The organism is Stenotrophomonas sp. 109824_Sma (assembly GCF_056480025.1).
The window spans coordinates 2,094,754-2,110,009 of sequence record NZ_CM151078.1 but is presented as its reverse complement, the minus strand read 5'-3'; the positions used below and the strand labels follow the sequence as shown (position 1 = coordinate 2,110,009).

8 protein-coding genes are annotated in these 15,256 nt (G+C 65.5%); 3 read left to right on the top strand and 5 right to left on the bottom strand.

The features are described 5' to 3' along the window. Positions 1-14: 14 nt before the first annotated feature. Both ACZK1G_RS10055 and ACZK1G_RS10050 read right to left on the bottom strand, forming a co-directional pair. On the bottom strand, positions 15-1,064 hold the full coding sequence (locus ACZK1G_RS10055) for a LacI family DNA-binding transcriptional regulator (RefSeq protein WP_014037023.1): 1,050 nt from the start codon (positions 1,062-1,064) through the stop codon (positions 15-17). Between the two features lie 96 nt (positions 1,065-1,160). Continuing rightward, on the bottom strand, positions 1,161-3,626 hold the full coding sequence (locus ACZK1G_RS10050) for a GH92 family glycosyl hydrolase (protein WP_049444915.1): 2,466 nt from the start codon (positions 3,624-3,626) through the stop codon (positions 1,161-1,163). A gap of 1,057 nt (positions 3,627-4,683) precedes the next feature. Here ACZK1G_RS10050 and ACZK1G_RS10045 point away from each other — a divergent pair. Both ACZK1G_RS10045 and ACZK1G_RS10040 read left to right on the top strand, forming a co-directional pair. Continuing rightward, positions 4,684-7,758: a TonB-dependent receptor gene (locus tag ACZK1G_RS10045; RefSeq protein WP_049444913.1), complete on the top strand. Its 3,075-nt coding sequence runs from the start codon at positions 4,684-4,686 to the stop codon at positions 7,756-7,758. A gap of 238 nt (positions 7,759-7,996) precedes the next feature. Then, positions 7,997-8,191 (top strand): heavy-metal-associated domain-containing protein, encoded by a 195-nt coding sequence (locus ACZK1G_RS10040; protein ID WP_049444910.1) that lies wholly within the window; start codon positions 7,997-7,999, stop codon positions 8,189-8,191. Between the two features lie 78 nt (positions 8,192-8,269). Here the strand turns inward: ACZK1G_RS10040 and cueR are convergent, their stop codons facing one another. From cueR to ACZK1G_RS10025, 3 genes are all read right to left on the bottom strand, one after another. After that, positions 8,270-8,725 carry a Cu(I)-responsive transcriptional regulator gene (gene cueR / locus ACZK1G_RS10035; protein ID WP_049444908.1) on the bottom strand — a complete coding sequence of 152 codons (456 nt, stop codon included), beginning with the start codon at positions 8,723-8,725 and terminating at the stop codon, positions 8,270-8,272. A gap of 11 nt (positions 8,726-8,736) precedes the next feature. Further along, positions 8,737-11,238, bottom strand: a complete 2,502-nt coding sequence (locus ACZK1G_RS10030; protein WP_101765370.1) for a heavy metal translocating P-type ATPase — start codon at positions 11,236-11,238, stop codon at positions 8,737-8,739. A gap of 174 nt (positions 11,239-11,412) precedes the next feature. After that, a complete protein-coding gene (locus tag ACZK1G_RS10025) occupies positions 11,413-14,370 on the bottom strand; it encodes a TonB-dependent receptor plug domain-containing protein (protein ID WP_049444905.1) in 2,958 nt (985 codons plus the stop codon). 613 nt (positions 14,371-14,983) lie between these two features. On the opposite strand from ACZK1G_RS10025, the gene ACZK1G_RS10020 reads away from it, so the two are divergent. Further along, the gene (locus ACZK1G_RS10020) at positions 14,984-15,193 is read left to right on the top strand and encodes a hypothetical protein (protein ID WP_197621925.1); all 210 of its coding nucleotides are present in this window, start codon (positions 14,984-14,986) and stop codon (positions 15,191-15,193) included. Positions 15,194-15,256: the final 63 nt, after the last annotated feature.

The window sequence follows — 15,256 nt, the reverse complement described above, 5'->3', positions numbered from 1 at the left end:
GTGTATGGAAGGAATCAGTTCGGACGTGCGGCACTGCTTTCGCGGATGCGCAGCTGCACCGGCGCGACCGTGCGCCGTGGCGGCGCGTCCGGTTCATCCAGTCGTTGCAGCAGCAGCGCGGCAGCTTGCCGGCCCCGCTCGCGCGGGTCGGCGGTGAGCGTGGTCAACGGCGGCACCGCGACCGACGCCTCGGAAATGTCATCGAAACCGGTAACGGCGAAGTCGCCACCCGGGCGGATGCCACGCGAGTTCAAGCCCAGCATCAGGCCCAGCGCGACGGTGTCGTTGTAGCAGACCGCCGCACTCGGACGATGGCCATCGGCAAACAGCTCATCGGTGCGCGCCGCGGCTTCCAGGCGGTTCGGTGCCGACTCGATCATCCAGCCCGGCGGCAGCGACAGACCCGCCTCGGCCAGCGCCTGCTGGAACCCGGCACGGCGTTGGTGGCACGAACTGGACGCGGCGTGGCCACCGAAGAAGGCGATCTGGCGATGACCACGCTCGATCAGGTGACGCGTGGCCAGATAGGCGCCGTGCTGGTTGTCCAGGGTCAGGAAGTCCCAGTCGGCCCCTTCCAGTTCACGGTTGAACAGCAGCACGTTGGCATTGGCGCCCAGCGCCTGCCGCAGCAGCGCGGTGTCACTGCCCTCGGCTGGCGACAGGATCAGGCCGGCGGGCGTGTGCTCCATCAACGTGGACAGCACCGCTTGCTGTCGCTCCGGCGATTCGCCGGTACTGCCGAGCAGGGTCACGTAACCGCGTCCGCCCAGCGCCTCGTCCACGCCCGATGCGAATTCGGCGAAGAACGGGTTGGACAGATCGTTGATCACCAGCGCGATGCTCGACGAGGTCCGCCGGCGCAGATTGGCCGCCGCGCGGTTGTAGACATAGCGCTGGCGACGCAGCTCGGCCTCGACCTTGGCGCGGGTATCGACGTTGACCAGCGGGCTGCCGCGCAGCACCAGCGACACGGTTGCCCGTGACACGCCGATGGCACGCGCGATGTCGGTCACCGTCACCGCCTTGCCGGCGCGCTTGCTGGGACTGCTGCCGTTGTCGTTCATCGTCTTCCCGGACTCCGCTGGATGCTCAAGCCTAATGGATCAGGGCCCCGTCGTGCCGTGCCGTTCGCTGGGTCACCGCGAACGGCACAGTTCGGCTCAGCGCAGCTGGCTGCCCGGTGCCGCGCACCAGGACACCGGCAGGTCCTTCACCGCCGTACCCCAGCCCTGCTCCGGCGCCTTCGCGTCGAGCGCGAACTGCAGGCGCGGGCCCTGCTGCAGCTGGTTCCAGTCCAGCCACACCGGCGCATGCGCCTGGCCATCGACCTTCACGCCCTGCACGTACTGCAGGCGACGGCCATCGGCGCCCGGCGCGTCGATGCGCAGCGTGCGGCCATTGCCCAGGTCCACTTCCACCTTGCTGAAGCGTGGCGTATGCAGCAGGAACTGGCCGCTGCCCGGCACCGCCGGGTACACGCCGATGGCGCTGAACAGGTACCAGGCCGACATCGTGCCGAGGTCATCGTTGCCGGTCACGCCGTTCGGCGCATTGGTGAACAACTGCTGCGCGGCACGCACCACCGCTGCGGTCTTCCACGGCTGGCCGATCAGCGTGTACAGCCACGGCGAGTGCAGGTCCGGCTCGTTGTTCGGGTTGTAGCGGAACTGGTTGTAGTAGCTGTACGGCCCGACCACCCACTCCTTGCGGGCGGCATTGAGCGGATCGGCCTGCAGCGCGTCCATCGCGAAGAACGCGTCGAGGCGGCGGCCGGCCTGTTCGCGGCCATCCATCGCTTCGACCAGGCCCGGCACGTCCTGCTGCGCCAGCCACTGGTACTGCCACGCCGTACCTTCATGGAAACCATGGTGCGAGCGCGGGCTGTAGTGGCCATCGGCCGGCGTGTACCACTGGCCGTCCTCGGTACGCGGGCGCGGGAAACCGGTGAAGCCAGTCTCGGCGTCGCGCACCTGCGGGTCCCACACCTTGCGCCAGTTGCGGCCGCGCTCACGCAGCGTCGCCGCGTCCTGCGCGTGGCCCAGGCCATCGGCCATCTGCGAAAGCGCACAGTCGGCCAGCGCATACTCCAGCGTCGCCGAACCGCCGTGGTGCGGATCAACGTCCATGCCCTTGGACGGGAACGCACGGTCGTAGACCACGTAGCCCTTGTCCAGGTAGGTCGGGTTGCCGGAACGGCCGGCCATCCGCGAGTTCAGCGGCGGCGTGCCGAACGCATTGCGGCGCAGCGCATCCCACGCCTGCGATTCACGGCCCTTGAGCGCGCCGAAGCGCCACAGGTCGACCATGAACGGTGTGACCGGGTCGCCGGTCATGATGTTGGTCTCGAAGTTGGCATAGCCCCAGCGCGGCAGCCAGCCACCCTGCTCGTCGATCGCCAGCAGCGTGCGGCCGATGTCACGCGCCACGTCCGGGCGGGTCAGCGCCAGCCACTGGTTCTGCGCGCGGTAGGTATCCCACAGCGAGAAGTACTCGTAATAGGTCCAGCCATCGGCGCGGTGGATGCCATCGTCATAGCCGCGGTAGCGGCCATCGGCATCATTGCCGGTCATCGGCTGCAGCAGCGCGTGGTAGACCGCGCTGTAGAACACGGTGCGGTCGTCGGCGTTGCCACCCTGCACGCGGACACGGCCCAGCTGCTCACGCCAGGACTGCTGCGACAGCGCGCGCATGCGGTCGAAACCGAGCAGCGACCCACCCTGCATGCCCTCCGCACGCAGGTTGGTGCGCGCGCCTTCGGCATCCACGTGCGAGATCGCACTGACCGCCGTCACCGACTGGCCCTTGGCCAGGTCGAAGCTGAGCCAGGCACCGTTCGGCTTCTGCTCGCCTTCCATGCTGTGGCGCGCACCCGGCAGGCCACCGCCCTCGCCCCAGGTGCCATGCGCCTTGAACGGACGGTCGAACTCGATGCGGAACCAGGTGGTGTACTGATGGCCGCCACAGAAGCTCTTGGTAACCAGCTTGCCTTCGACCACGCGGTCGCCGACCACATCAACCACGCTGCCGATCACCGAGTGGCGTTCGTTGGCCTGGCCGACATTGACCAGTACGTGGCCATCGCCGTTGCGCTGGCTGAAGGTGTAGCGCTCGGCCGCGGCACGGGTACGCGCGGTCGCCTCGGCGTCGATGCCGCCGTAACTGGTCAGCCGCACCTTGTAGTAGCCGGCCTGGCCGACTTCGCCGTCGTGGGTGTAGGACGCGGCGTAGGCCTTGTGATCGAACTGCTTGGCGTTGCCGGTATCGAAATCGCCGCCCGGGCCGATCGAGCCCGTGACCGGCAGCACCGACACCTGGCCGCCCTGTTCCCAGCAGCCGGCGCCGGAGATGAAGGAGTGGCCGAAGCCACGGATCTTGTCGTCGTCGTAGCGCCAGCCCGAATAGTGGCTGCCGATCGGGCTGACCTGGATCAGGCCGAACGGCGCCGACGCGCCCGGGAACGTATTGCCGTCGTCCTTGCTGCCGATGAAGGTATTGACCTCGCGCTCCAGCGCGGCCGGTGCCGCCTGCAGCAGCATCGGCACCGCCGACAGCGCGAGCAGGCAGGCCAGGCGCGCCAGCGGGCGCGAAGACAATGGGACGGCGGGAGCGGACGGCACTGGACGCATGTCGGGTTCCTGTAGTCGATGACGCGGAGGCAGGCGGCCGGGGCCATCCGGCACCGTTCCGCTGAGCCCTGCCCTGACCTGCAGAGAGCTCCCCCTGGAATGACGCCCGACCCACCAGACCGTGAATTTAGATCGATTCAAGTAGAGCATGCAGGTTCAGCCGAATGCATTCTGCGGCGCAGCATGAAGGGGGTGTTCGGCAGGGCTGCGCCCTGCACCTGCCGAAGCCGAAGCCGAAGCCGGAGCCGGAGCCGAAACAACAGCAAAAGCCGGCTGTCCGTGGGATGGCGGGGTGGGTCCGGTTGCGGGGGACGCCGTAAATACGTCCATGTAGGCTCGGTCGCCGCATCCATGCGGCTCACGCCCCCGCAACCGGACCCACCCCGCCTTCGACAGATTTCCGCGATCTGCAACGGATGAATCTCTGACGGATAACGAAATCAATCGGGGTCAGATCCGTTTTCCAAAGGAAAACGGTTCTGACCCCATCACCCCACGTGATTCCAGGGCCAATCCAACCGTCACCGGGAAACTGTCGAAGGCGGGGCGGTGTCGGATTGCGGGGTGTCCGCGGCATGGATGCCGCGGCCAAGCCCCCATGGACGGGTTTACGGCGTCCCCGCAATCCGACACCGCCCCGCCCAACACACAGACAACCCAGAGCCGCTTTGGCTTTGGCTTTGGCTTTGGCTTTGGCTTTGGCCGTTGCCCTGGCTTCGGCAGGTGCAGGGCGCAGCCCTGCCGACCCACCCTCCCCTGCGCACGAAAACGATTTCACTGATTTCAGCAAACCGTCATCCCTTCGCCACGCCAGTACCATATTGCGGAGCAGCATGCGCCCACGGGCGACCCATGCTAAAAATCGCCCGCCCATCGCTTAGATCGATCCAACACGACGCTGCGATGGCCGGGAGTTGGGGGAGCAGCAACAGGACGTACCAGGCCACGTGCGCGGTGCTACTGCCACTGCATGGCGACAGCGACAAAGTCACTTCAAATTAGATCGATTCAAGTTGTCCGTGCCACGTCACCGGATCAATCCAGGAGAGAGGGAGAGATGGGAATGAAGCATTCAACACGTACGCACGGCCAGGACGCATTGTCACTGGCCATCGCGCTGGCCCTGGTCGCCGCCGTCATTCCGGCTGGCGCCGCCGCGCAGCAGGCCACCTCCACCGGCTCGCAGGAGGCCACCAACCTGGACAGCGTCCAGGTCACCGGCTACCGCTACGCCATTGAGAAGAGCCTGTCACAGAAGCGCGATGCCAACGCGGTGGTCGAAGTGATCACCGCCGAGGACGTCGGCAAGTTCCCCGACAAGAACGTCGCCGACGCACTGCAGCGCGTGCCCGGCGTCGTCATCACCCGCAGCGGTGGTGAGGGCAAGAGTGTCAGCGTGCGCGGCCTTGCGCCGGACCTGACCCTGACCCAGTTGAACGGCAACTTCGTCGCCTCCTCGGAAACCAACAACGAAGCGACCCGCTCCTTCAACTACACCCTGCTGCCGTCGAACATGCTGTCCAGCGCCGAGCTGTTCAAGTCGCCGGAAGCGCGCATCGACGAAGGCGGCATCGGCGGCACGGTCATCCTGCATACCCGGCGCCCGCTCGACATGGAATCCAACTCCGGCTACGTGAACCTGGAGGGCACCACCTCCGACACCAGCCACGATGTCGATCCGCAGGTGTCGGCGCTGTACTCATGGCACAGCAAGGATGAGCGCTTCGGCGTGCTGGTCGGCGTGACCCAGCAGAACCGCACCACCCGCACCATGGAAGCCAGCACCGAGGACTACCAGTGGTACGGCAACGGCACCACGGCCCGCGATGCCAACGGCAATCTGCTGGAACAGGATGGCATTCACTACTGGTGGGGCCAGTCCGGCTTCAACAACCAGGCCGGCAAGAACTACAGCGAGTTCTTCATGCCGACCTCGGTGAACTTCGCAGTGAAGGAAGAGAAGCGCGAGCGCAAGGGCGGGCAGCTGACCTTCCAGTTCAAGCCGGTCGACAACGTTACGATGACGGCCAACTACTTCCGCTTCGAACTGCAGGGCGACTACACGCAGAACATGCTGAAGGTGCCGGAGTGGAACCTGGCCCGTTACAACCAGGACGGCAACTGGGCCGGCGGCCGCCTGCTCAACGGCCTGGACTTCGACCCGAGTGGCAGCATCGTTACTGGCGCGCAGTACCAGAAGCTGGCGGGAAAGACCTACTACTGCAGCGAGGATGAAGCGGCGGCCGCCGGCCTCAAGCCCGGCGGCTGGGGCCCGGACGACTGCACCATCCCCACCCCGCAGCTCACCGGCGGCTACAGCAAGGAGAAGGCGCTGTCGCAGACCGCTGACCTGACCATCGACTGGGACATCAGCCCGCTGTGGAAGGCCTCGTTCACCGGTGGCCGCACTTGGTCCGAAGGTGGCCCGTCGATGAACTTCCGCATGTCGGCCAAGCCGCGCCGCAAGGTCGGCAACCAGTGGCAGTCCGGCAACCAGTACACCGCGTGGGACCTGACCGGCACGCCGTCGGTGCAGTTCTCGCCGGACCTGCAGCAGCAGTTGATGGCTGGCGTCGCGGAAGTCGATACCGGCTCGACCGACTCGTCGTGGATGCAGACGGAGGTCAAGCAGAACTACTTCCAGGCAGACGTCACCAAACTGTTCGAGGCTGGCTGGCTGGACTCGATCCAGTTCGGCGCCAAGTACCGCGATGGCAAGGTCCACCGCAATACCGGCAACACCTACTGGGTATGCCCGGGGCTGGACCCGTCCGACTATGACAACAATCGCTACCAGGCCGGTTGCGATCCGACCGCAGGCGATGCGCAGCCGGGCTTCTTCCTGTCCAACCCGATCAGCAACATCACCGGCGCCTTCAACGCCAACGTGTTCCCGGGCATCAACTACCCGGCCTACATCGATTACCTGAACAAGACCTACGGCGGCTCGCACAATCGTACCGAGGAAGACTTCGTCTACGACGTCAACGAAAAGATCTACTCCGGATACTTCCAGGCCAACTTCCGCACCGAGCGCGTCCGCGGCAACATCGGCGTGCGCGTGGTGCGCACCAAGCAGTTCGCCCAGTCCAGCGATTCGGTCGAGCGCTTCAACGATTACTTCGTCGACAACGCCAGCGGCGCGCCGATGAGCTGCGATGATCCGGCCGCCGATCCGAACCTGCGCTGCCAGGGTGGCTTCGTCCGCCTCCCTGACCCCCAGGTGCGCGACAAGGTGTACGCCCTGTCGTCGCTGGAAAAGACCTATACCGACGTGCTGCCCAGCTTCAACATCGCCTGGGACATCACCGATAACCTGGTGCTGCGCGGCGCGGCATCGAAGGTGGTCGCGCGCCCGAGCTACACCAGCATCGCCTACCCTGGCGGCCTGCGTTACATCAGCGAGGAGTACGCCAACGATCGCCGTGTCACCGGCGGCACCGACACGCCCGGCTGGTACGGCTCGGGCAGCAACAAGGCGCTGGAGCCCTTCAAGGCGGTCCAGTTCGACCTTGGCCTGGAGTGGTACTTCAAGCCGGGCGCGGTCGCAGGTGTTTCGCTGTTCCGCAAGAACGTGGACAACTTCACCGTGCCGGTGGTGCGCGACCAGCAGATGAATGTCGGTGGGCAGTCGGTGACCGTGCAGAAGTACGAGACCCAGGCCAACGGCCGCGATGGCGTGTCGCAGGGCGTGGAACTGTATGGCCAGTACACGTTCGACTTCGGTCTGGGTGTGCAGGCCAACTACACCTACAACGACACCAACCTGGCCTCGATCGTGCTGGACGGCGAGGAAATCGGCTCATCGCCGCTGGTCGGCAGTGCCAAGAACCAGGCCAACGTGACCGTGTTCTACGAGAACGACAAGTTCCTGGCACGTGCTTCGTACAACCGGCGTGGCGAAGTGGTCGGCGGACTGAACAATGGCATGACCACCTACACCAAGCCGTACAGCCAGCTTGACCTGAACGTGGCCTACAACCTCACCCCGGACTGGACGGTCACGGCTGCCGTGCTGAACGCCACCAAGTCCGAGCTGCGCAGCTACATCGGCAACGACAGCCAGGCCCGCCTGCTGTCCAACCTGTACGCCGGCCGCCAGCTGTATTTCGGCGTGAACTGGAAGTTCTAAGCCCGTACCGGGTTGCCCGGGCCCGCCCCGGCGCAACCCGCGCTCCGCCCCGGCGGGGACGTTCCTCCACGGCAGCCGCGCTGGTACAGGTGGCTGCCGTTTTCATTGGTGCGTGTTCATTGGTGCGTTTTCGTTGGTGCGTTTTCGTTGGTGCGTTGCCATTCAGTCCAGCGCTTGACCCTGCCATCGTTGGAAGGTGCACACTGGTCCCATCCCAAGAGCACCGAAGGAGCTACAGATGGAATTCCATGTCGACGGCATGACCTGCGGCGGCTGCGCGCGCAGCGTGACCCGCGCGATCCAGCAGATCGATCCGAACGCCAGCGTGGTGGCCGACCCACCGACCGGCCTGGTCAAGGTGCAGACCACCGCGTCGCAGGAACAGGTGTTCGCCGCGGTGAACGATGCCGGTTTCCCGCCGCGCAGCGCCTGATCCCCTGCCCGGCATCCACAACGAAGCCCGCCCCGTGCTCTGTCACAGGGCGGGCTTTTCAGTGCATGCGATATCGATTCAATGCTTCTGTACGCGTCGCCGCACCGCGCCGGTCTTCGCGGTATCGACCGGCACCGGCGTCTCATCGTTCTCACCCAGCCGCTGCAGGATCGGGCATTCCGGGCGCTCGTCGCCCGCACAGCAACTGATCAGCGATTTCAGCGTGTCGGCCATCTGCCGCATGTGCTCGATGCGCTGTTCCAGATCGGCAATATGCTGTTCGGCCAGGTGCTTGACGTCGGCACTGTGCCGCGAGGTGTCGTTCCAGAGACCGAGCAGATCGGTGATCTCGGCCACCTGGAAGCCGAGATCGCGTGCGCGGCGGATGAAGCGCAGGCGGTGGATATCCGCCTGCGAATACGCGCGGTAACCCGATTCGGTGCGATCGGCCGCGGGGATCAGGCCGATCTGCTCGTAGTAGCGGATCATCTTCGCCGACACGCTGGAGGCCTTGGCGGCTTCACCGATGTTCATGCGGATCTCCTTCAGTGGGTGGCAACGGCGGCATCCGCCATCGGCGGCTGGAAGCGGCGCAGGCGCAGCGCGTTGCCCAGCACGAACACGCTGGACAGCGCCATCGCACCGGCCGCGAACACCGGCGACAGCAGTACGCCCCAGACCGGGTACAGCACGCCGGCCGCTACCGGGATCAACGCGGTGTTGTAGGCGAACGCCCAGAACAGGTTCTGCCGGATGTTGCCCAGCGTTGCCTTCGACAGCGCGATGGCATTCGGCACGCCCTGCAGGTTGCCCGACATCAGCACCACGTCGGCGGACTCCACCGCGATATCGGTGCCGGTGCCGATCGCCAGGCCGACATCGGCCTCGGCCAGTGCCGGCGCATCGTTGATGCCGTCACCAACGAAGGCGACGTGGCCGTGCGTGGCCTTCAGGCGGCGCACCGCTTCGACCTTGCCTTCCGGCAGCACCTCGGCCACGACTTCATCGATGCCGAGCTGGCGTGCGATCGCCTGCGCGGTGCCGGCATTGTCACCGGTGATCATCGCCACCTTCAGGCCCAACTGATGCAGTGCGGCGATCGCCGCCGGCGTGCTCGGCTTGATCGGATCGGACACCGCGATGATCGCGGCCAGGCGTCCATCGATGGCCGCGTACATCGGCGACTTGCCCTGCGTGCCAAGTTCCGCCGCCAATGCTGCGAATGCAGTGATGTCCACGCCCAGATCGCGCATGAAGCGATCGGCACCGACCTCCACGCGTGCACCCTCGACACCGGCGCGCACGCCCATGCCGGTGACCGATTCGAAGTCGACCATGGCCGGCAACGCGATGCCCTGCCCGGTCGCGGCATCAACAATCGCGCGGGCGATCGGATGCTCCGAGCGCGACTCCACCGCGGCAACTGCCGCCAGCACCGTGTTGCGATCGAAGCCGGCAGCAATCTCCAGATCGGTCAGGCGCGGGCGCCCTTGGGTCAGCGTGCCGGTCTTGTCCACCGCCACCACCTGCGCGTCCTTCAGCAGCTGCAGCGCCTCGCCCTTGCGGAACAGCACGCCCATTTCAGCACCACGACCGGTACCGACCATGATCGAGGTCGGCGTGGCCAGGCCCATCGCGCATGGGCAGGCAATGATCAGCACCGCCACCGCATTGACCAGCGCAAAGCTCAGCGCCGGCGAGGGCCCGAAGATCAACCAGACGGCGAAGGTCGCCAATGCAGCCAGCATCACCGCCGGCACGAACCACAGGGTGACCTTGTCGACCACCGCCTGGATCGGCAGTTTCGAACCCTGCGCCTGTTCGACCATGCGGATGATCTGCGCCAGCATCGTCTGCGCCCCCACCGCCGTCGCGCGTACCGTCAGCGCGCCCTTCTGGTTGACCGTGCCACCCACCACGCTGCTGCCCGGCTGCTTCTCGACCGGGATCGGCTCACCACTGATCATCGACTCATCGATGTAGCTGCGGCCTTCAACCACCTCGCCATCGACCGGCACGCGCTCGCCCGGACGCACTTCCACCACGTCGCCACTCAGCACTTCATTGACCGGGATATCGACCGTGCGGCCGTCACGGATCACATGGGCGACCTTGGCCTGCAGGTTGACCAGGCGTTTGATCGCCTCGGAGGTACGACCCTTGGCCCGCGCCTCAAGGAAGCGGCCGAGCAGGATCAGCGCGACGATCACCGCCGCGGCTTCGTAGTAGACGTTCACCGTGCCCGCCGGCAACAGCTTCGGCAGGAATGTCGCCACCACCGAGTAACCGAAGGCCGCGGCGGTACCCACCGCCACCAGCGAGTTCATGTCCGGCGCACGCCGCAGCAATGCGGGCACGCCCTTCTGGTAGAAACGGCGGCCCGGGATGGCCAGCACCAGCGCGGTCAGCACGAACTGCAGGTACCAGCTGGCCTGCATGCCGATCGTGGACATCACCCATTCGTGCATGCCAGGGATCAGGTGCGAGCCCATTTCCAGCACGAACACCGGCAATGCCAGCGCGATGGCCAGGATCAGATCGCGCTTCAGTTCCGCACGCTCGGCCTCCTTCTTTTCTGCGGCCTCGTCATCGGACTGCACACCCGCCTCGATCACGCGTGCGTCATAGCCGGCCTTGTCGATGGCGGCGACCAGCGACGCAGCATCCGCCACGCCACGCACCGTCGCGCGCTCGGTGGCCAGGTTGACGCTGGCCTGGCTGACGCCGTGCACGGCCAACAGCGCACGTTCAACGCGGCCCACGCAGGACGCGCAGGTCATGCCCTCGACCGACAACTCGATGGTACCGGCCGGCACGTCATAGCCCACCCGCTCCACCGCCTGGATCAGCGCCGCGCGATCGACCGGACCCGATGGACGGATGTCCGCCCGCTCGGTGGCCAGGTTCACCGAGACACTGCCCACGCCTTCGACCCTGGACAGTGCTGCTTCGACCCTGCCCACGCAGCTGGCGCAGGTCATGCCCTCGATGGGCAGGCTGATGGTGGAGGGGCTGGCGGGGATTGCGGCGACGCGGGGCGCGTTCATGATCGGATTCCCGGGGATTCCTTCTGGATGCGGACAGGCTAAACCTTGCCATCGTGGGAAGGTCAAATCCAGCCACCCCGGGGTTCATGAAGGGGTTCATCCACGCATGGCGTGGATCTACCGGGCGGATGGGGGCGCCTTGCGGATCAAGGCCCGACGCCCCCGCTGTCCGCCTCAGAAGGTGAACACGTACTCCAACGCGAACTCGCGGCCGACCGCACCCAGCAACCGGGTCGGGGCGAAGTCGTAATCCAGCTTGTACGGGTCCTTGTGGTTCCAGCTGGCCGAATTGAACACGTTGTTGACGTAGACATTGACCTTGGCGTGCTCGGTCACCTGGTAGCCCACGTTGAAGTTCCAGGTAATGAACGGTCCGACCCGGCCGAAGTAGCGCGAGGTCTGCTGGCCGGCATTGGGGTTCGGGTTCACCGAACCATCCGGCAGCCGCGCCGGCTCCAGGCAGTTCAGCGACGGGCTGTCACTGGGCACGTAGCCATCGGCGAACGGCAGGCAGCCACCGGGGTTGTCCAGGCGATCGGTGCCCCAGTGGTAGCGCACGCCCGGCACCGAACCGATGCGGTCGGCATAGACGTTGGCGTTCCAGTTGCCGCGCTGCCAGGCCAGGCTCGCGCGCAGCTTGCTGCGCAGGTCGCGATCGCGGCGTTCCGGATTCGGGTCGGCGGCGTAGCGCTGTTCCTTGGTCGAGATCTGGTTGGTGTAGTTCACCCCCAGCTGGAAGCTGCCCCACTGGGCGGTCTCCAGCCGGTAGCGTGCGGTCAGGTCGATGCCGCGCACCTCGCGGCTGGCCAGGTTGAACGGGCCGCGCTCGATCGAGACCAGGCGACCGTTGCTGTCACGGTTCACGCGGGCCAGGATGCCGGCGCAGTACTCGCCACCGGCCGGGTTGGCCCACGGCGTACCGTCCATGTTCTTGCCGGTCAGGCAGCCGGCTTCGCTGGCCAGCACCTCATCGGCGCCGACGTCGACGATCATGTCTTCCAGCTTGATCGCCCAGTAGTCCGCGCTGACCGACAGGTTCGGCATCACGTCCCAGACGAAGCCGACCGTCCACGAATCACCGGTCTCCGAGCGCAGCAGCGGCGTGCCACGCCGGTTCACGTCGAACGTGTACCAGACATCGGTGTTGCCCACGCCACAGTTGTTGACCAGGTAGGCACCACTCTGGATGCAGCGCAGACGGTCATAGGTCTGTACTTCCGAACTGCTCGGCTGGCCCAGCAGGTAGTGCATGTCCGGCGCATGGAAGCTGGTGGCATAGGAGCCGCGCACCAGCAGCGCTTCGATCGGACGCCATTCCAGACCGACATTCCAGGTGGTTTCCTTCTGGCTGCCGATGTCCAGCGCTTCGCCGCTGTTGTCAGCCTTGTAGTTGCCATAGCGGTCGTAGCGCGCGGCCGCAGTGGCGGTCACGCTGTCCAGCAGCGGGATCTTGAACTCGACACCAGCCGAATAGCGGGTGCGCTCGCCGCCACCGCGATCGACGTTCTGCAGGTCGAAATCGATGCCAGCGCGCGGGTCGGGGCTGAGGTGATAGCCCTGCTGCGCGACTTCGGCCACGGCGGCGAACGAGATCGGACCGGCCCAACCCTGGAACAGTTCGCCGGTGATATCCGCCGAGGCCTGGTTGACCCAGGACGTTGCGCGATTCTTCGCGACGGTGCCCATCTGCCAGTACTGGTCCGGCGTCAGCGGGTTCCACCAGCGCGATTCGTTCAACGCGTAGATCGCCTCGCCGTCAGCGGTCGTACCCAGGCGCGGACCGAGGAAGTAGTCGTACGACTTCTGCTTGTCGACCACGTTCTGCCGCTCTTCCACGCGGTAGTAGGAGCGCCCCACCGTGGCGCTCCAGTCGAAGCGGTCGGCCAGGCGCCCGCGCAGACCCGCGCTCCAGTCCCAGGACAGTTCACGGTTGGTATTGCGCAGCGTACCCAGGCCGCCGACTTCGTTCGGGGTGAACTGGCGCACGCCGAGGATCGGGCGGTTGCGGTTGGCATCCCAGTAGTAGCCGTTGTCATCGTCGATCAGCGACACGCTGGGCGGATTGGTGCCCCAGATCGCTTCAGAGCGGTACACCGCCAGGTTGGTCCAGGCCTGCAGGTCATTGCTGAAATCGAAGGTGGCATACAGGTTGCCGGACACGTTCTCGGCACCGCCGGTGAGCAGCCAGTTGGTGTAGTCGGCGCTCATGCCGCACAGGCGGCCGGTGTTGCTGATGGTGTTGGCGGCGTAGTTGTAGACCAGCCGATCGGCGGTGTAGTACTCGCCGTTGAACTTCTCGCAGGTGCCCGCAGGTGGCGCCAGGCGCTGGCCGGTGGTCGGATCGATCAGTGCCAGGCCGGCGGTGGGACGGAACCCGACCTTGCGTTGTTCCATGTTCCAGGACGCGTACGGTGCATCGTCGGCATCGTCCATCTGCGGGCGATCACGCCCGAACAGCGGATCGCGCTTGGTGTACTGCAGCGCGTAGGTCACGCTCCAGTTGTCGCCGGTCTTGCCGCCGGCCCAGGACAGGTCCCAGGTATCGCGCCCTCCCTCGGTGGAGGTACCACCACGCACGCGCACTTCGTCGCCGTCGTAGTTGGTTTTCAGGATGACGTTGACCACGCCGGCGATCGCATCGGAGCCATAGATGGCCGAGGCACCACCGGTCAGCACTTCGATGCGTTCCACCGCCGCGGCCGGAATGTTGCCGTAGTTGGAGAAGTTGGTTTCGCCGCCATAGGGCAGCGGGTAGTCGGCCACGCGACGGCCGTTGACCAGCAGCAGCGAGCGGTTCGGGCCCATCCCGCGCAGGTTCAGGCCGCTGGCATTGGGGGTGTGCGAGCCCCATTGCGAAGCAGCTTCGACGGTGCCGGTCGCTTCGGTGAGGGTCTTCAGCGCGTCGTACACGCTGACGAAGCCCTCCTTCTGGATCTGCGCGGCGGTGATCACGTTGACCGGTGCCGGGCCTTCGACGCCGGCGCGCTTGATGCGCGAGCCGGTGACGGTGACCGCGTCGAGATCCTTGGTGGACGAACGGGTGGCTTCCTGCGCGCTGGCCGCCAGGGGCAACAGGGCCAGGAGCAGGGCCTGGGACAGCAGGTGACGACGCTTGCGGACGATCTGAGCCATGGGTGGTTGCTCTTCGAAAGTGTGGACGCACGGGATGGATGGTGGCGCGGCACTACGACGGATCCCGGCGCCTGGATCGGTTCAGGACCGATGCGGCACCTCCCCTGTGGATCGATCCAAACTAAAGCACAGCTGAACCACGCCCGGCATGCGGCAACGCAGCAACGTCCGGCGGAACGCCGCTATCGGCTGCCGGCATCCAGAACAATCAAAGGGTTGCGAAACATCGCTGAGAGAACAGCGCACGAAGTGATGACACGATTGCGACAGACGCGCGCGGAACGGTTTTGTCCGTTGCGGGCCTGCGTCCTGGTCGGATCCAAACCGCGCAGCACCGGTTTCCGGAACTGCATGCAAAGGCTTTCCAACGTCCACCCGAAAAGCAGCCCATCGCGCCACTGCATGCACATCGCATCGAGATGTCATGCACTCTATCAAGGCAGGTCATTTGTTTACCGCACCAAGCACGATCACCGGTGATCGATGGAAGACGCCTCAGCGCCGACAACTGCAGCAATCAACGAGGTGAAGAATGCCAGCATTATCAGAGTTCTCAAATGTAACGAGCACTGCAATCAATGTAGTGATTAAAAAGGGGTATCGGGTATGGTTCATGAAAGAGACCGAGACCTATTGCGCCGAGAAGGATGGCTGGGATTTCATGGCCGACTCACCCTGTTCTTTGCTCGGCATCATCAGCATCTACGAGTTCAAGAACCCAAGCAGATACGAGGAGTACTGGTGGCTCGAGGAAGGCATTTCAGAATCCCAGCTAAGCTCTGCACCGCCTCGGTACACCTCGGTTGTGGATCGGCAACCATAGCTGGGCACTCGTCCGGCTCGCCGTAAGCGATGTGACACGACCACGTCACACGTGCGCTGAATG